The sequence below is a fragment of the Sphingobacterium puteale genome, from assembly GCF_003627955.1.
Lineage (GTDB): Bacteria > Bacteroidota > Bacteroidia > Sphingobacteriales > Sphingobacteriaceae > Sphingobacterium > Sphingobacterium puteale.
On record NZ_RBWS01000005.1, the window covers coordinates 227,970 to 247,577 of the forward strand.

Here is a 19,608-nt window from a genome sequence, read left to right on the forward strand (position 1 = left end):
TTTCGAATAGCACCATTGATGGCAAACCATTTCATCTTTCGCTATGATATCCTTTAAAAAAAACAGCACCTCGATTGTATTGCTTTTATTCAATAGTATGCGACTAGGATATCAAGCACCGTCGGCCAATCATCCACAGGCCCCTAACACAAGCGAATGCCCTAATATTGTCGTATTTTTTGTGGATGACCTGGGCTGGCAGGACATGTCCGAACCATTTTATACCACCAAAACAGCTATTAATGGGAAGTTTCATACATCGAATCGTTGGTCGAACATTCCGTAAATTTTGGTAATGCTTATGCTACGCCCGTATGCACGCCCTCGCGGGTAAGCTTTCTCGCAGGGGTAAATGCAGCACATCACAGGGTAAATGCGCTGTTTTCCGGAGCTCGAACAATGGGGCACAGGCTTATGAATCACACACCAAATCATGAGCCGTACACAACATAAACTTTGAGCTTTTTACAAAAAAAATCGTTATCCCGTCCGTCTATCTTTGTGTTATAAAAAAACTTCAAGATGAAATCAAAGCACAAGGTTACAGGCTTCTTCCGGTTTTTGAAATGGTCCGCCCTGACACTTGTTGTTCTCATCGGATTAATCACTTTATATATGATGCATCCCCAATTTGGCAAAAGGCCTTCAGGCGAAAGACTTAAGCGTATCGAACAATCTAAACAATTCAAGGATGGTAAATTTCGAAACAGTAGCCCGACACCACAGCTGACACAAAACTGGACGGTAGCGCTATCCGATTATCTTTTCAAAAAATCAGACGAGACCAGCCCTAAAGGTAGGATACCTTCGGTTCCGGTCAATTGGGATAGTCTTTTTACCAAATCCCATGGTTTGGTCTGGCTGGGGCATTCCTCCTATCTACTGCGTACAGACGGTAAAACAATCCTTGTCGATCCGGTACTAAGCGGTAGCATATCGCCCATACCGGGAAGTGGCAAAGCCTTTGCGGGAGCTGATGTAACCACAGCCGATGCCCTGCCGGCCATCGATTACCTTTTTATTTCACATGATCATTACGATCATATGGATTACAAAACGCTCAAAACACTGCAACCCCGAGTTGGCAAAATAATCGTTGGACTTGGTGTGGGTGAACATCTGGAATATTGGGGCTACCGTAACGATCAGATTATTGAAAAAGATTGGTGGGAAGAGGTCGATCTGGGAAACGGATTTCATGTAACAGTCACACCGGCACGGCATTTTTCAGGTCGCAGCATCTGGTCGGCTAATACACTCTGGGCCTCCTATGTGCTTGTGACGCCAAGCCGTAAACTATACTTTGGCGGAGACAGTGGTTATGATGTTCATTTTAAAGAAATAGGCGAAAAACTGGGCCCATTTGATCTGGCTATCCTCGAAAATGGACAATATGACCTGAGCTGGAAATACATCCACATGATGCCCGAAGAAGTGGTGCAGGCGGCAAAAGATCTACAAGCAGCGGCACTATTACCCGTTCACTCCTCTAAATTTGTCCTAGCCAACCATGCATGGTATGAACCCTTGGAGCGCATTTCAAAAGAAGCCCAGCAGCAGCAGCAAATATTGATCACCCCACGCATCGGTGAGGTTGTCGATCTTGATCATGCCGATAACGGTTCGAGCTATTGGTGGAGGAACTATCTGATTAAGCAATGGAATTGATTGTCGCCGGCGTTATCCCAAATTTCTCTTTAAAAGAAGCATAAAAATGGGAAAGGTTTTCAAAGCCAAGATCCAGGTAGATATCCGCAGGTCTTTTCCGTTTATTTTCAATCAGATAATAAGCCTCGGAAAGACGCTTTTCCTTCAACCATTTACGGGGCGAGGTGCGGAACATCTTCTCAAAATCACGCTTAAAACTAGCCAAGCTACGGCCTGATAATTTGGCAAAACTTTCTAAAGGGACATTATATTTATAGTTCTTTAGCATAAATTCCTCGAGATCTATCTTATGCGGTTCGGAGAAATCAAACAAAAGATCTTTCAGAGCGGGATATCTTTCCAACAGTAAAGTAATCAGTTCGTAGATCTTGATGGTTTCCATCTGCGGGCTGACGCGGTCCGAAGCCTCCGCATAAGGCGCCAATGATTCAAAATAACTCTTGATAAAGATATCACCCTCCAGGAGAATATTCGTGTCCGACTGCTGCTTCTTATCCGAAGACAGCTGATGGTCCAGGGCATACTTCTTGAGCCGGTCTGCATGGAGCATGATGGAGATAGACTGATAAACAGAATTTTTCGAAGGGTGTTTGAACGCCTTTGCCAGTTGATTTCTCCGGGCGACCAATAGCTGTCCTTCCTTTGTCACCAGCTTTCCCTTTTCAAGGTCAAAATGTGTCTCACCGGACAACTGGAAAAGCACCACATGTTCAGGAATAAACTGTTCATGACCAAATGCCTTATCCACATAACAGGAATATAAAAAAGCCTTTCCAAAATCTTTTTCTTCCATATTCATCATATTCAATTTTATCAATTCATATAGCACTTTAGCTATCCCCGTACTAAAAGTTGAACCTATCCCCAAGATAGCAAATATCTATTCCAATACGGGCTTAAGTGGTGCTTTCCACGCTTTTAATCTTAAAAAAAGAAACCATGTGCGTATTACTTACCTGTGGCAAGTCTTTTCCTTATGATACTGACAAACTCGGGTGAAACACCGAGATAAGATGCGATATAATATTGTGGTACCCGTTGTGATATTGTCGGATATAAGTCGATAAACTCAAGATATCGTTCAGTGGCCGGTTTTGCCATGGTGTGGATCAGCCTATTTTGTAGCACAGCAAGCCTACGCTGTACCAGCATACGAAAGACGCGTTCAAACTTTGGAATAGTATCCAGCAGTTTTTCTTTAGTCTCGGGAGTCAGCATAAGGAGTTCACATTCTTCCAATGTTTCCATATACAGACTCGAAGGTATATGGTAATGAAAGGAGGCGATATCACTGATCCACCAATCTTCGACCGCAAAGGCCAAGGTGACCTCAAAACCATTTTCATCAAGATAATAGATCCGAACGCAGCCTTTCTGGAGATATCCTTCAAACTGGCAGATCTCCCCCTCCTGCAACAACATGGTTTTCTTGGGGACTTTGCGTGTAGTCAACAAATCAGTAAACTGTGTTATCTCTTCTTCTGTAAGTATTATGCACTTGGATACATTTTTGAGAATATTTGCGTACATCATATTATTATTGTCAAAGCTACTTATTTTCATATAAAATATAACCGGCACCGTAGATACTCTCGATATGTAACATCTTATCGACCTGCAGCAATTTACGAATACGCGAAATAAAAACCTCCAGGCTTTTGCCATTAAAAAAATCTGTATTCCCCCAGAATAACAAAAGAAGATCCTTTTTGTTGACCAACAGATTTTTATGTAAGATCAGATGGCGCAGCAGTTCTGCTTCGCGGATGGTCAGCTTTTGTGCCTTTCCTTCGCTATCCGTCAAGCTATAACGTTCCATATCAAGCCACAGCTGACCTATCCGAAGTCCGGTCTCAGACACAGCATCCGGTACAGGAGCCGCAGCTACCGCCAATAAATTGCGAATTTTAAGCAATATTTCATCCATATCAAAGGGTTTAGCAATATAATCCACCGCCCCTAGCGACAGCCCTTGGAGACGTGAAGTTCGTTCGTGCAGCGCTGTCAAAAAGAAAATCGGCTGTCCTTTCTTCAGTTGCACAATATCCTGAGCGAGATCAAAGCCATTTCCGTCCGGGAGCTGCACATCTATAATTAGCAATTTAGCCACGTGCTCCCCAAAAGCCTCCAATCCAGCTTTCATCGTGCAAGCCCACACCACGCTAAATCCCTTGTAGCGGAGATAGCGTGAGAAAACCTCGCCCAGATCAGGTTCGTCCTCGATCAGCAGGATATCAATCCTTTTTTTTGCTATTGAAATACCCATTGTCAATGTAAATATAAAAAATAGTACCGCCCCCGGAACTATTTCCCAAACAGATTGCCCAACCTAGGCGATCCAAACAAGATTTTACATAGTATAATCCTAATCCAAGCCCGGGTTTCCCACCCGAAGACTGTCCGCGATAGAAAGCGGTAAATAGCGCGTTCCTATCCGATGGAGCAATTCCCCGCCCATTGTCTTCAATCTTGAGGCAATATTGTTCAACTTTCCTCTCCCAGCTCAATCGAATGGTCTTGGTGGAATGGTCGTTAAATTTGATGGCGTTTGAGATCAGATTGTCAAGTATTGAAAAATAATACCCCTCATCCAGTTGCAATAGCAGCTCCTCCCCTAGTGGCGTATAATCTATTTCAATCTCTCCTTGGTAACGCAGTTGCAGTTCGTGTAGGATCTCCATTGTAAATAAGTCAAGGGGAACCTGTACAATTTTTGCCCGCTGCTCCTGCAAAGCGACGGATCCCATCACTTGTTCAAAATAGTCCTTGAGCCGCTTTGCCTGCCTTTCGACCACACGCCCCAACTGAGCTACCTCTTTATTGTCCGGGTCAGTCTCCCGATCGATCAGGCTATGCGCGCTGACCAAGATTGTTGTCAATGGTGTATTGAATTCATGCCGCATATGATTCAAGAAACTTGTTTTCAGATCGACAAGTTTACGCTGATTGACCCAATTTCTGTAGGTTCTGTAGCTCAGCAGCACAATAAGAGCTATACAGGCCAAGGAAAGTAAAAATACAGGCGCCATTTGTTGTATGATCCGCCAGTTGCGATTTTCATAATCCACATAGAGACTATAAGTAAAACGGTAAGGAATCGGTGCTCTGTCGCTGACGGCCAACTGGAACACCCGATTGTTGAGCGATCCCTGTTTGAGTGAGCCACTGATGGCCGACATATGATTGGCATTCGCACTTTTATAAAACACCTTCCAGGTACTGTCTGTTGGATTGTAGAGTTCCAGCTCATCAAAATGAAACAAATAGACCAGTGTTGTATCGAGCCGCTGCTGCCGGACGATCCGATAAAAGATGCTGTCCAGCGACTGTTTTTTACGCATGCTTGCGAGAAACTGTTCCATCCGTTGCTTGCCATACTGTTGCGCATCTGGGGAATGCTCCATGACTTTCCTAAACCAGGTCTGCAGATACGGAACCAGTTCCGCCTGAAATACGGCATCGCCCCCGGGAAAAATCTTATCATCCATAATGGCTGTACCATATTCATTTTGGATCAGATTGAGCTGTCCGATCTGATAGTTTTTATCTTCAAGTTGATAGGTATTAAAAATCAAAAAGCCTATTAGGGCCGTTAAAATCAAGAAACTTGTCCCAAATGCCCAGGGATATATATTTCTATTGAAGCTATTCATAGTTTAAAAATAGCATCTATTTACCGATTCAAGATACCCATTAGGTTTTTATTAGGCTTTCATTAAGCTTTTGTTAAGCCGATGATACCCCGATTAACTGTACTTTTATAGTATAACAAATTAGCAAATTATGTCCAAAATTTCACAAACACTACTTTACAGCCTATTTTACCTTTTGTTGGGTAATACACTATTCGCACAGTCCAGTTTTTCAAAGAAAGTTCTTGAGCAGAGCCAGCTCGATTTTGTTAACTTAGGATTTGGAATGTTTATTCACTATGGTATGCCTACCTTTATGGAACAGGACTGGTCTGATCCCAATGCTCCTTTGGAGCTGTTCAAATCACCGAAACTCAATGTGGATCAATGGGCCAAGGCAGCTAAGTCGGCCAATATGACCTATGGCTGTCTCACCACCAAACATCATAGCGGTTTCCCGATCTGGGACACCAAAACCACGGACTATAACGTTATGAATACCCCTTTACACCGTGATGTGGTGAAGGAGTTTACCGATGCCTTCCGTAAAAATGGTCTGCGCGTGATGCTTTATTATTCCATCCTGGACATGCATCAGGGAATACGCCCTCATACGATCACCAAAGCCCATATCCAGTTGATTAAGGATCAGCTCACAGAATTATTGACACAATACGGCGAGATCGATGCTCTGGTTATCGATGGTTGGGATGCCCCTTGGTCGCGCATTTCGTACGATGATATTCCTTTCGATGATATCTATTATTTAGTCAAATCATTACAACCCAAATGCCTGTTGATGGATCTCAATTCGGCTAAATATCCGGGCGATGCATTATTTTATACCGACATCAAATCCTATGAACAGGGTGCGGGACAATTTATCTCCAAAGAACATAATAAGCTGCCAGCCATGGCCTGTTTGCCCCTACAGCAAAATTGGTTTTGGAAAACATCATTTCCAACTACTCCGGTAAAGGATGTGAAGGAACTTGTGGAGAAATTCGTTATACCCTACAACAATGCCTATTGCAACTTTATGCTCAATGTAGCTCCCAATAGTGATGGTTTAATGGATCAAAACGCACTTGAAGCCTTAAAAACCCTCGGTACATTATACAAAAACAAACCTAATTACAGCACATTACCAAGCTATCAGGCTCCAATTGTCGATCACAATATTGCCAAACAAGTCGCTTCTTACAGCAGCTGGGGTGAGGATATGAATATTATGGATTTTGCCAATGATGATAATTTTGGTAGCGCCTGGGTATCCAATCCACAGGCTAAAAAAGAAGTATGGTATGAATTGGATTTTGAGCGTAGCAAAGCTTTCAATAGCGTGGTTATCACTGAAGGTAAAGACAACCCATCACACTATAGTTTATCTTACCTCAAAGGTGGAAAATGGCATTCCATTTCAGCCACACCGGTGCAACAAGGCCGAATTAAGATCTTTCGTTTTGACGAAGTTCTTGGAGAAAAATTACGCTTCAATATCCATCCCGAGAAGGATAATGCGGTAGTAAATGAGATCGGTGTTTACCAAGAAAGAAGGTAGAAATAGACTATTCACCGTTATATAAAACAGTAAGAATTCCCGAGCGCAAAGCGTCTCGGGAATTCTTATTTTCACCTGTTACCATTACCTTTATTTCCATAACGGATTCTGAACCAATACCCCTTTAGAAGCATCAATTGCAGATTGAGGTATCGGCCAGACGTAAAATTTTGGATTATTAAAATACCGTGTATCAACTACAGTTTTCAAATATTTGTTTTTATGGCCATTTTCTGTACTTATAGAGGCAATGCCATCCGGAGCATGAACTGTATATATAGGTCCCTGCAGAACCTGTTCTCCTAGTTTCCAACGCAGTATATCAAAATACCGAAGCCCCTCCCCTGCTAATTCTATCCTTCGTTCATGTCTGATAAAAGTACGTAAACCAGATTGATTCATTGCCCAGCCATTCAACGCAAAAGTCTGCACGACAGATGGCATATTTGCTCTCGTCCGAATTTGGTTTAAGACAGCGATAACCTCATTTGAAGGTCCTGATATCTCATTTTGTGCTTCAGCAAAATTCAATAAAACCTCGGCATAGCGAAAAGCTTTCCAATTGTTTGTTCCGGATCGGACATAATCATATCTGTCTACATTTTTGGCCCATGAAAAACCTGCTCGCGAACCAAGGTCACCACCGATTCTGTCACCAGCATTATTAAATGGGTCATACTGATTTATATTGGAAAAAAAAGGGTAAGGGAAAATGTCCCCCGGACACAATATCGTCCCCCTTAGCCTTGGATCTCTATTGCCAAAGGGGTCTGTTGACTTATAAGCAGGATCCTTAGTGAAAGGATAATATCCATTTTTACTTTCATAATCATCTACCAATTCGGCCGTCGGCCCAAGAATATTGCGCCCGTTCATCAAGGCCTGAGACCCCAGAATATCTCTCAGGCTGTTCTGCTTAACGGACAAGGTATAGCCAAAAGACCAAATATCCTCCGCCGAATAATCACCGTCCTTTTGAAAAAAATTATAATAATTCGGATAAAGGCTATAAGTCTTCATCGCCATCAGTTCCCTGGCAGTAGTTGCTGCTTGACTAAACTGTTCATTATAAAGACATACCCTAATTTTAAGGGCCATTACCGCACCTTTGGTCGCCCTCCCCAGGTCTGCACCTGTATAAGACTGTGGTAAATCTGCCGCGGCCTCGTCCAGCCATTGAATAACATTTTTTATAATCTCCGATTTAGCAGTTTTTGGTAGATCTGCTTCATTTGGATCCTTAATCAGACTATTGACAAAAGGAATATCCCCATAGAGCGTAGTCATAATAAAATAGCGGTATGCTAAGACAAATTTGACTTCTGCAATCAATCTTTTTTTCAGATTGACGTCCATGCCCGGAACTTGGTCTACGTGTTCAAAAAAACTGAACGCCTGTCGCATGGGTGAATAATTCCATTCTTTTCCACTGATGGTCGGATCTTGGGTGCTATTGCCAAAACGTTTTGTTGTCGGATCATTGCTAATACCGTTATCGCTCATTCCCTCATAATATACAAAATTATCCTGGGGCATAAAAGTATACATTCGAGTTGCAAACATCACTGCATCCTCCGAAGACTGCCAGTACGTTTCATCTGTGATCTGATTCAGGGGAACATGATCCAACATATTTTTGTTACAAGCTCCTGTCATGATACAGAGCGCCATGACACCTAATAATTGTGTTAACTTTATCATTTGATTGCTCATTATTTATATTTCTAAAAATCAACTTTCCCTTCTTTTAAAACGATAGATTTAGACCCAGACTCAGATTTCTAACCTGTGGATAATTGGATCCATCACCATAATTTGAGATTTCAGGATCCAAACTTTTTGGAAAATCTTTATTTGTAAAAACGAATAGATTGTCCGCCGATGCAAAAAAACGCAAAGAGGAAAGACCGAGCTTGTTTACGATTTTACTATTCATGGTATAGCCCAATTGAATATTTTTAACGCGCAGATAAGAAGCATTAAATAACCACCAACTCGAAAACTGACTGTTATTAATGGACTGATCTGTACGCAATATGGGATAACGTGCATCCGGATTAGTCGGTGACCAATAATCTAACTGCGATTCCAGAATATTTCCATCACCATTATAAAAAAAAGGCACTTGAGCTCCACCGCTAACACGGGCAAGGTTGCTCATAACCCCTTGCAATAATATTCCGATATCAAATCCACGGTAGGATCCACCCAAATTAATTCCATAACGATACTGAGGAGTTGCCTGTCCCAAAATCACGCGATCATCAGGCGTAATCTTGCCATCCCCATTGACATCCCTGAATTTGATATCCCCGGGGATATTTCTTGGGGTCTGGGTTGCATGATTCGCTATCTCGTCTACTGATTGAAAAAGTCCCTCCGCTTTCAGGCCATACCATATCCATCGCGATTGTCCCACGATAAGCGGATTATCGCCGTAACTGGGTCCGGTCCCACCTAAATCGAGGATTTTGTTACGATTATCAGAGAAATTAACAGAAGCATGATAATGAAAATCATTGACATGGTTCTTGTAGGCGATACTTACCTCAAACCCCTGGTTCTGTAGCTTTCCGACATTTTGCTGAGGTGCTCCGATCCCATAAGTACTTGGCACAACGGGCGATCGTAAAATTCCTGATGTTCGTTCTCTGAATAAGTCCACGTTCACATCAATATGATTTAGAATTGTAAAATCCAACCCAACATTTGCAGTTGTTTTGACCTCCCAGGTCAAATCTGGATTAGGCGAATTATTATAATAGGTAGTCGTGGTGCTATTTTTATTCAGAATATATCGATCCTGTCCAATGGTATTCGCCCAAGGGTATAATCCGCTTGCATTTTGGTTGCCGACCTGGCCATAAGATGCCCTGAATTTAACGAAATTTAAAACATTCGTGATAGGTTTTAAAAAGCTCTCATCTGAAATAATCCAGCCAGCAGAAACCGATGGGAAAAAGCCATATTTTTTATTCTGAAAAACCGAGGTGCCGTCATATCTGGCATTCGCCTCCAATAAGTAACGTCCTTTATAATCATAGTTTACCCGGCCAAACCAAGATCTGACAGCATAAGAGGTTGCGTTTCCGGACACATTGGTCAAGGTTGGATCGGATGATCCTGCATCGATCTGATCTAGGGAATTGTTTAAGAAATCATAACGTGTAATGGCGTTGTAATCATAGCGATCGGATTCCTGAGAATAACCCAGTAAAGCTTTTAACGCGTGGTCACCAAAAATCTTATTATAATTTAATGTAATTATTCCAGTGGGATGGCTTTGTGCATAATTTACTTTACTCGCACTATTGGGATCATTCACATACACCACGATCTGTTCATCATCATTATAAAGCGGATGTCTGCTAAAAAATGCGGAAGTAAAACTATTGGTGTAGTTATAACTATATGTTCCGTTCAGTACCAAATTATCCAGAATTTTAAATTCAGCAAGAAAATTCGTATTTATGGTGTTAAGATTTTCATTACTGACCCCGCCCTTTGTCATGATATCATTAGGCTGAGCACCCCCACGGTAACTTCTGTCATTTCCTCCTTTTGTATACGGATATTCGGTTACAGGAACAATATAGGACCATTGTAGCGCATTGCCTATACCATAAGCAGGCTGTTGCTTATCTTCCTTGGTCAGCACTGTATTAACACCAATTTTCAATCTTTTCGATACCTGAACATTTACATTACCCCGCGTATTGTATCTTTTATACTCCACATTTTTAATTAATCCGCCCTGGTTTAGGTAGCCTCCCGAAACGAAATAATCTACATTTTCACTTCCACCGGACACACTTAAATTATGCTGGTTTTGCATTGCCCGATTGTCAAGTATATAAGGAATCCAGTTTGTACTAGGCAAGGCTCCAGATTTGTACTTTTCAGCTAATTCGGGGTTGAATTTTACCTGAGCATTTGGATTGTCGTTCAGCTGGGCCTGATTGTACAGATCTACAAATTGCGGCGCATCAACAAATTTAGGGAGTCTCACCGGGCGTTGTGCCCCAAACATCGCACTATATTGTACATTTGGTTTACTATTTTTTTTACCCTTCTTAGTTGTTACCAAAAGTACCCCACCCGAAGCTCGGGCACCATAAATAGCCGTCGCCGAAGCATCTTTCAAAATACTGACTGACGCGATATCATTCGGATTGAGGTAATTAATATTGTTCACAGCAATACCGTCAACAATATAAAGAACCGGATTATTCGACAAAGTGCTATTACCACGAATATCCACCGAAGTTGAACCATAGCCGGGATTGCCATCCGTCTGCTGGATATTTAAACCACCGGCTTGGCCCTGGAGAATATTGATCACAGAGGGAACAGCACGATTTTCAAGGTCCTCACTCGAAACCGTAGCAACAGAACTCGTCAAACTCGCTTTCTTCTGTGTGCCGTAGCCAACCACGACAACCTCATTTAGACTGGTTTGCGAAAGCTGCAAAGTTACATTTAACATTTTTCGACCTTGTACCGGAATAACCTGTGTTTGATGGCCCACATAGGAAAATACAAGTGAGCCATTTTTCGGCACACGAATACTGAACATCCCTTTGCTATCAGTTTGGCTTTGTTCTTTACTTTCTTTCACAGCTACTGTAGCACCAGAAATACCCATTAATCCTTGTTGTACTCCTGTTACTTGCCCAGTCACTAAAATCAACGAATCCTGTAGACTGAGGTGATTTAATAATATGGGTTTGGTAATTTTCATTTCAGCCGATCTGGCTGGCGAATAACATGCTACCGAAGTCAATAGCAAAATTGACCAATGACAATTTGCTTTCCAACGAAGCATATATTGAGTCTTTGGTTGAATAAAAAAATGATTCATAACATAAAAAGTTTATTAGTTACTTGAATAGGTATAAGGTTTTTTAGTACTCGTAAAGATACTATACACAGCTGGGCACTATGCTTAATGGAAACCTAATGAAAGCCTAATAAAAACTTAATGGTTGATTCAATTTTTATCCACTAAAATATTTAAGGAGAAAGCAGATAAAGGATCCGATATATACAAAAAGCACCGCCACATTTGTGACGGTGCTTTTTGTATACTGTAGAAACTAAGCCCTTATTTTTCCCAGCCTTGATTTTGTCCCAATTGATTGTTCAGCACAAGCGCCGAAGAAGGGATCGGGTACAGGTATTGTTTACCATCATCGTACCACTTTCTATTCATTGTCATCCCCCATTGCAAATGGTTATCTGCAGTCATTGTCTGGGAATTTTTAGCGCCACCCAGTTTCACCTTGGTCACCCCTTCCACGGTTGGCTCCGGTCTGCTTGCATCATAAAACAGTACATCGGGAGTACCGTCGCGATCCAGGTCCATTGGTTTTTCCAAAGCAGGAATATAGATACCTGTCCACTGTAATTTAGCCATCAATTCACCAGTTTTCCATCGTTTCAGATCATTAAAACGGAATCCTTCCAATGCTAACTCCACCTGTCTTTCGCGACGGATCTCCAGCAGAACAGGATTAGAGATACCCGGAAAGAATGTATTTTTCAAATAGGTATCCACTTTGGCTGGTAGCACATTAGCTCCGCCGGAAATTCCGGCACGAGCACGTAGTGCACCAACGGTCTTTGACCAATCCCCATCGTTAAATGTTCCTAGTTCCTGCTTCGCTTCCGCATAATTCAGCAACACCTCTGCATACCGCATCAAGGGCAATGCATTTGTATTGAATCCACCATTGTCATAGTAGGGATCATCCAGTGCATATTTAATGGGTTGGTAGCCCGTATAGGTATAACTTGCGAAATTGGGCGGAGCAGCCTTACCGCCGCGCTTATAGCCCGGTGTGCGGATCAGCTGTGCTAAACGGAGGTCCCGATTTTGGCATTCATCATAAAACTCTTCTTTTTCGTAGTTTGGACGATCAGTATAAGGGGATCCGTCTGCGTTCAAAATCGTATTTATAAATGGGCGTACTAGGCTCAGCCGCGGGCCATAAGTGGCCGAAGTCCACCACCAGTTCGCATCATTCATCAAGGCCTGATTTTTACTAAATGCAACAGCCAGCATCACCTCGTCTTTCATTGGTTGTTCGCTAATGAAAAGCTCACGCTGTGAAATTTTAGGATCGGCGGCAATATGAAGGCGATAAGGCCCCGTTTCCATCAGGATCTTACCAGCGTCCACAGCGTATTGAAAAAAAGTTTCGGGCTTTGTCGGCAGATTCAGTTGATGGTATTTACGAAAAGTACCTTCAAATAATGCGATCCGTGTTTTCAGTCCCAGTGCAGTCCATTTATTTACTGTAGTTCCGTCTCCCGGCGCATCCGTTATATTCTCATAAGCAAAATCAAGATCTTCCATGATATGTTTCATGACTACTTCTCTCGAATCGCGGGGTGCTTTTAAAATGTCTGTTTCATCAACTGTTAAAGGGTGGTCCACCCAAGGCACATCACCAAAACGAACCACTTTCTCGTAATAAAACCAAGCCCTGAAAAAACGAGCTAAACCAATGTAATTATTCTTAACCTTATCGCTTAAATTGGGGCTTGTACATTTGGCGATCATCTGATTGATATTACGCAGTGCTGTCCAGGTCCAGAGTCCCTTTAATTCCTCCACCTCTTTGCTATATGCTCCTTCGACCATAAAATCATTCACCCGATTGACAGCCGCATAATCGGCCATAGCATCTCCTTTATAGGCATCGCTACCTGACGTAATATTGCGATAAAAAGAATTGCTATAGTTTTTCAGGCCCTTTTCGCTTCCGAAAATGTCCTCTTCTGTTGCCTCCGATTTTGGTAATTCCTTCAATTCACAGGAAGCGAACAACAAGACTAAAACCGGTAAATAAAATATTTTTTTCATTATACTAAATATTAAAAACCAATGGATAAGTTAAAACTTACGCTTTTCATGATCGGATAGTTAAATCCATCGCGTGTACCTGTTTCTACAGTAGGATCTGATTTCCCCACATTACCGACATCCAAGTCTCTGGTATGTTTATAAAAAGGGGACCATGTCAGCAGATTTTCACCAGAAAGGCCTGCACGTAGATTTTGAATTTTCAGTTTAGAGATTAGAGATTTTGGAAAATTATAGCCGATCTGAATATTTTTCATCCGTAGATAACCGATATTCTGTAAGAAACGGGTCTGTGGTGTAACTTTTAGTGACTCATTGTAACCAGCGTAGCGCGGGAAATAAGCATCGGGGTTATCTTCTGTCCAATAGTTGTTCAGGTGCCATTCCGGTAGGTTGTTATAAGGTCTATTATATTGTCCCCAAAATAGAGATTCATTATTCGGATACCAATTTTGCTTTCCTACTCCCTGAAAGAAAGTAGAAAAATATACATTTTTCCAATCCAGGTTAATATTAAAACTATAAATATAACGGGGTTCGGAATTCCCGATAATTGTTCGGTCACCGTGGCTATAAACGGTATTGTTACCATAATCTATAACCCCGTCGCCATTGAGATCTGCAAAACGTATGTCTCCCGGATAGATCGTTCCGTTATTGGACGATTTGATCAACTTTTGTTTCGCCGCACCATCGATCTCCGCCTGATTATGAAACAATCCCTGTGTCACATAGCCCCAAATATCTCCGATTTGCTGACCTTCATAATAGTATCCATCCTTAATAATCCCTTCCTTGTTATCGTAGCGATCTATTTTCGATTTATAATCTGCTAATGTCGCTTTGACAGACCAGTTGAAAGAACTTCCATCGAGTTCAAAATAATCTTTATAGGCCAAGCTGACTTCAAAACCTTTGGTTGTCATATCAGCATAGTTCCCTTTTGGAGATTCAGCACCAAATATTTCAGGCAATGCCATCCCCAATGTATACATATCCAATGTCTTCCGCTGATACATATCGCCGGTAAAGGTAAGTTTTCCGTTGAGCGATGAAAAATCAATTCCAACATTTGCGGTACGTGCGGTTTCCCAAGTCAGATTGTCAGGGATAACTTTAGGCACCGAAGTGTAGGTCGATTTTTCTCCATTTAATAAACGGTCCATGACTTTGATCTCGTAAAGATCAAGATACGAATAAGGGTCTACGTTACCATTTCCCAAAGAACCATAAGAAGCACGTAATTTCAGGTCAGACAGAAACTTTTTGTCCAATTGAAAGAAAGGTTCTTCCGATACACGCCACCCCACCGATGCAGACGGAAAAAATCCCCATTGTTGATCAATCGGAAACTTTGAAGAACCGTCATAACGTCCATTGAATTCAAATAGATAACGGTCTTTAAAAATATAGTTGCCCCGCATAAACACCCCTACATTTCTATATTTATTGTATTTGGCGGTTGCGGTGGTACTTTGCCCCACTGCAAGATTGATATTCTCCACGTTATCATTGAGCAGGCCGTTTTTGGTGATATAACTCGCATTATAAGCGCGTTGCTCATAGTTATAACCCAGCAAACCTTTGAAATAATGATCTCCTATCGTCCTTTCATACTCACCGTAGATATTTCCGAACAAATAGCGCCAGTTTTCGTTGACTTGATAGAGGTTATCGTTCATATTTGTCGTCAGTTTGACGATTTCCCCTTGCTTTGTACTGTAAGGTACTGGCACCCTAACACGCAGCGAATTAAGATCACGGCTTCTAAAGGTGAGATCTCCCTTTACGCGAAACGTATTATTGAAAAACTTAGATTCAAAAGAGGTTGTATTCCGCAGATCCTGATTGCCACTTCTGGTTCCATTTTTGCCATATATAAAATCACCTACGGTATACGCAGCGGAAAAACTTAGTGAGCCATCTGGGTTAAAAATTGGAGACGAGGGGTGTCCTTCATCCGCGATATTCCGCCATATATTGCCGCCTTCACCTGCAGTAGAAGGATCCCAATATTTGGCATAACTAAAATCAATATTATTAGCAATCCGCAACCAATCTGTCACTTGCAATCCGGCCTTAGCCCGCGTATTGTAATTTTGATATTTGTCCGTATTATAACGGTACATACCTTTGTAATCATAAGCACGCCCCGAGATATAATAATCTAACTTTTCGTTGTTTCCGCTGATCGAAAGATTATGGTCCTGCACAAAAGTATTGTCCTTTATTAAGGTACCATAATAATCTTCATTACCATAATAAACATAGTTACCATCCTTATCGACAGTAATGTCTTCTGTTATGCCCTGTTCTTTACGACGTTTAAATTCGTCCAACCACTCTTTGGTGAAAATCTGGGTTTTATTCAGTTTACTAGGTGTTAAGGTATAGTTGTTCCAGGCGTTGTAAGCCTCAAAGAAATGAGAAGCATATTCATAACCATCTGTTACGAACTTTGGTATAGTAACCGGTTTTTGGAAAGATCCACTTCCAGAATAGTTCACCGAAGTCTTTCCTGATTTGGCCCGTTTTGTTGTGATCAACACCACACCAAAAGTACCTCTTGAACCATAAATTGCTGCTGATGACGCATCTTTGAGTACCGACACACTTTCGATATCATTTGGATTGATCGAACCGGGATCGCCCTCGACACCATCTATTAAAATCAGGGCGCTTCCTCCCTGCCCAATCGAGGTTGTTCCCCGAATATTAAAACTGGGAGATCGATTTGGTTTACCATCGGCAGGGATGATATTCAGGTTAGGAACAACCCCTTGGAGCATTTGGCTCGCATTGCCAAGGACACGTCCCTCAAACACTTCTGACCCTACCTGATCCACAGCACCTGTCAAATTTGCCTTCTTCTGGGTTCCATAGCCCACTACGACAACTTCTTCTAACTCGGTATCTTTAGACTCGATCACAAGTTGTAATTGGGTTGCGTTTACTGTCACCACCTGTTCGCTATACCCTACAAGGGTCAGCTTCAGTTTTTGGCCAATAACAGCCTCGATGGTAAACGCTCCGGATGCATTAGTAGATGTCGTTTTTTGACTCGATAGATTGGTGATGGTGACACCGGCCATAGCTGCACCGCTTCTGTCTTTTACCACACCATTTACGGTAGACTGAATCGCAATAGCTTGCGTTTTCTCATTCAATTTGACATAATTACGCTCTACATTCGCCCATGTGGGATATGAGAGACCCAATGCCATACTGATTAGTAATGTTTTCTGCATTTTTATCCTGGTTTAGAAGTCAGCACCAAAATTGATACTTTCGTTTGGTTTATAATTTACCTTAATATTAAGAAATATTTAATTAATAATCATACAAATCCCTACTAAATAGGTTTAGCACCATATCACTTAATGAAAAATTAACTTATAAACAGCTTAGACATCACAATAGCCTTTACAAGAATAATATTTATCGTTAGCATTTCCCGATAATGAGGTAACTAAGAGCGATATCCCAATATTGAGCTAGCCTAGGTATGCGCATCGCTATTCTTCGTGTTATTAATTTCTCCTTCCCCTTTTTCTTAAACTAGTTCAATGAACAGCAAATTACGGCCGCTTAATTTTGAGTGTATCCGCTGAAAAAAACGGATAACAGTCAAACATTAGGAAATCATTTTAAATAGATATATCTGAAGAAAAGGTCATTTAACGAAATATCGTCAAATTTAAAACCAAGACAAAACACCTAACACACTATAAAATAAGCAACTAAAACAATGGGCAGAAAAATTGAATTTCTCAAGAAACATAAAACAACATTTAAAACACATAATTTATGAAACCATCAGCAGAACTATTATCGCCAAGCAACCATGCGCTTGTATTAATCGATTTCGAAGGACAAATGGCCTTTGCCACCAAAAGCATTACCATGGAAGAATTGAGAAACAATGTCGCAGTTATCTGTGGCGCTTCCAAAATATTTAATGTCCCAACAATCGTCACTACTGTCGCCGAAGAGAGTTTTTCAGGGCCGGTTTTTCCGGAAATTGAGACCTATTACCCGCAAGCTAGCAGCGGATACATTGATAGGACAAGCATGAACACATGGGAAGATGAAGCGGCGTATCAAGCCATCACTGGCGCCGGAAAACAAAAACTTGTTCTTGCAGGACTATGGACAGGCGTCTGTATCGTCGGTCCTGCACTTTCCGCTTTGGCTGAAAATTATGAAGTCTACGTCATTGCTGACGCCTGTGGCGACGTGAGCCATGAAGCGCATGAACGTGCCATGCAACGTATGATCCATAGGGGTGTCAAACCGATTACTTCAGTTCAGTACCTCTTAGAATTGCAAAGAGACTGGGCTCGTCATGAAACTTATGTTGCCGTAACAGACTTGATGAAAAAACATGGTGGTAGCTATGGATTAGGTATCCATTACGCCCACAATATGGTCAAACATTCCTAACATCATCCAAACAAGTACAATTAATAATCCAGACGCCGTGTATCCACAACAGCCCATAGCCCCTTATGTCCGTCGAGCGACCCTCCTGTTGTTGTTGTTTGGCCTGTTACCAGAACTCTTCGCTCAAAGCTACAAATTGATGCGTTTTGAGGAAGATTATCGTAACCTTGCCGATTCAGCACGTCGGGGTTATGAGCGGCTCAAATATATGCCACTTGCATCTGACGACAAAATTTGGCTCTCTCTTGGGGGGGAAGCGCGAGCAGAATACGTGGATTTTAACAATGAAGACTGGGGGCGCTTACAGCTTGGAAACAACAACTTTCTACTGCAGCGCTACAACCTCCATGCAGACCTCCATTTTGGTGAGCGCTTCCGGTTATTCACACAATTGCGATCAGCTTTGCAACATGGACGCAAAAACGGCTCCAGGCAGATTGACGAGGACCAATTGAATGTCCAGAATTTATTTATCGATTGGACAATACTCGAACGAATTAATCGCTCGCTCCTCATACGCATAGGCAGACAGGAACTTGACTACGGTTCTGGCCGTCTGATCTCCGTAGGTGAAGGCCCCAACGCAAGGCGATATTTTACAGGTGCAAAAATTGCTTATAATTCCGGCAAGGTCAAGCTCGAAACTTTTGCGATGATGGCCGATACCATTAAAGCGGGAGTTTTTGACAACAAACCTTCCAAACAGATCAACCTTTGGGGTGCCTATGGCAAAATCATCATGCCTCGACAAGCCAACATCGATCTTTACTACATTGGAATATTCCGTGATCGGTCAATGTTTGAAGAAGATGTCGCCAAAGAAACCAGACACAGCATTGGTACCCGTATATGGAAATATGGCGGTGGTTTTATTTACAATCTTGAGGGAGCCTATCAATTCGGATCCTTTGGCAAAGGAAAGATATCCGCATGGACTGCCTCGGTCGATATCGGCTACCTCTTCGAAGACAGCTATTTAAAACCTTCGATCAATCTTCGCAACGACTATATCTCAGGCGACAAAAAGGCTGGAGATGGCAACCTACAGACTTTCAATCCCATCTATCCCAAGGGTGGATATTTTGGGTTTAGTCCGCAGATCGGTCCGGTCAACCTGATCGATATCCATCCCTATGCCACATTAGATCTGCCTGCAAACTTAAAGTTACAGGTTGACCTGGTATTTAATTGGCGCCAATCGCTTCAGGACGGCGTTTATAGACCCAGCGGATCATTTAATCTTGCCGGTTCGATGTCCCGAAAACGCTACATTGGCACAGCCTATCTAGCCAACCTTACCTGGGCTGCCAACAAACAACTTTCGCTTGTGTCAGGGATCCAGTATTTTAAAACAGGTGCATTCATTGAAGACATCATTACGACACCTAAAAATGGAATTTTCTTCAATAGCAGGATAGCCCTTAAATTTTAATCAT

The 19,608-nt window shown here is 42.0% G+C and carries 13 protein-coding genes; 5 read left to right on the plus strand and 8 right to left on the minus strand.

Annotation, left to right across the window (positions count from 1 at the left end):
- The first annotated feature begins 97 nt into the window (after positions 1 to 97).
- The gene (locus D7322_RS28900; protein WP_245971268.1) at positions 98 to 286 is read left to right on the plus strand and encodes a hypothetical protein; all 189 of its coding nucleotides are present in this window, start codon (positions 98 to 100) and stop codon (positions 284 to 286) included.
- A gap of 236 nt (positions 287 to 522) precedes the next feature.
- On the plus strand, positions 523 to 1,668 hold the full coding sequence (locus D7322_RS06490; RefSeq protein ID WP_121122440.1) for an MBL fold metallo-hydrolase: 1,146 nt from the start codon (positions 523 to 525) through the stop codon (positions 1,666 to 1,668).
- Here the strand turns inward: D7322_RS06490 and D7322_RS06495 are convergent.
- From D7322_RS06495 to D7322_RS06510, 4 genes are all read right to left on the minus strand, one after another.
- Positions 1,652 to 2,461 carry a helix-turn-helix domain-containing protein gene (locus D7322_RS06495; RefSeq protein WP_220700026.1) on the minus strand — a complete coding sequence of 270 codons (810 nt, stop codon included), beginning with the start codon at positions 2,459 to 2,461 and terminating at the stop codon, positions 1,652 to 1,654. The two genes, D7322_RS06490 and D7322_RS06495, sit on opposite strands and share 17 nt — an antisense overlap.
- Before the next feature lie 155 nt (positions 2,462 to 2,616).
- On the minus strand, positions 2,617 to 3,231 hold the full coding sequence (locus D7322_RS06500; protein ID WP_245971270.1) for a Crp/Fnr family transcriptional regulator: 615 nt from the start codon (positions 3,229 to 3,231) through the stop codon (positions 2,617 to 2,619).
- Positions 3,218 to 3,934, minus strand: coding sequence for a response regulator transcription factor (locus D7322_RS06505; protein WP_121122444.1), 717 nt, complete (start codon positions 3,932 to 3,934; stop codon positions 3,218 to 3,220). Before D7322_RS06505 ends, D7322_RS06500 begins: the two co-directional genes overlap by 14 nt.
- Complete coding sequence (locus tag D7322_RS06510) at positions 3,903 to 5,321, minus strand: sensor histidine kinase (RefSeq protein WP_121122446.1); 1,419 nt, start codon at positions 5,319 to 5,321, stop codon at positions 3,903 to 3,905. Before D7322_RS06510 ends, D7322_RS06505 begins: the two co-directional genes overlap by 32 nt.
- 130 nt (positions 5,322 to 5,451) lie before the next feature.
- Here D7322_RS06510 and D7322_RS06515 point away from each other — a divergent pair, with 130 nt between their 5' ends.
- The gene (locus D7322_RS06515) at positions 5,452 to 6,861 is read left to right on the plus strand and encodes an alpha-L-fucosidase (protein ID WP_121122448.1); all 1,410 of its coding nucleotides are present in this window, start codon (positions 5,452 to 5,454) and stop codon (positions 6,859 to 6,861) included.
- A 90-nt stretch (positions 6,862 to 6,951) separates the two neighbouring features.
- Here the strand turns inward: D7322_RS06515 and D7322_RS06520 are convergent, their stop codons facing one another.
- The 4 genes from D7322_RS06520 to D7322_RS06535 form a co-directional block, all read right to left on the minus strand.
- Complete coding sequence (locus D7322_RS06520; protein ID WP_183078623.1) at positions 6,952 to 8,562, minus strand: RagB/SusD family nutrient uptake outer membrane protein; 1,611 nt, start codon at positions 8,560 to 8,562, stop codon at positions 6,952 to 6,954.
- Between the two features lie 46 nt (positions 8,563 to 8,608).
- Positions 8,609 to 11,722, minus strand: coding sequence for a SusC/RagA family TonB-linked outer membrane protein (locus D7322_RS06525; RefSeq protein WP_121122452.1), 3,114 nt, complete (start codon positions 11,720 to 11,722; stop codon positions 8,609 to 8,611).
- A gap of 243 nt (positions 11,723 to 11,965) precedes the next feature.
- Complete coding sequence (locus D7322_RS06530) at positions 11,966 to 13,729, minus strand: RagB/SusD family nutrient uptake outer membrane protein (protein WP_121122454.1); 1,764 nt, start codon at positions 13,727 to 13,729, stop codon at positions 11,966 to 11,968.
- An 11-nt stretch (positions 13,730 to 13,740) separates the two neighbouring features.
- Positions 13,741 to 16,977 carry a SusC/RagA family TonB-linked outer membrane protein gene (locus D7322_RS06535; RefSeq protein WP_121122456.1) on the minus strand — a complete coding sequence of 1,079 codons (3,237 nt, stop codon included), beginning with the start codon at positions 16,975 to 16,977 and terminating at the stop codon, positions 13,741 to 13,743.
- A 559-nt stretch (positions 16,978 to 17,536) separates the two neighbouring features.
- Here D7322_RS06535 and D7322_RS06540 point away from each other — a divergent pair.
- Entirely contained in the window at positions 17,537 to 18,172 is a 636-nt protein-coding gene (locus D7322_RS06540; protein ID WP_121122458.1) for a hydrolase, read from the plus strand.
- A gap of 37 nt (positions 18,173 to 18,209) precedes the next feature.
- Complete coding sequence (locus D7322_RS06545; RefSeq protein WP_245971271.1) at positions 18,210 to 19,604, plus strand: alginate export family protein; 1,395 nt, start codon at positions 18,210 to 18,212, stop codon at positions 19,602 to 19,604.
- Positions 19,605 to 19,608 lie beyond the last annotated feature (4 nt).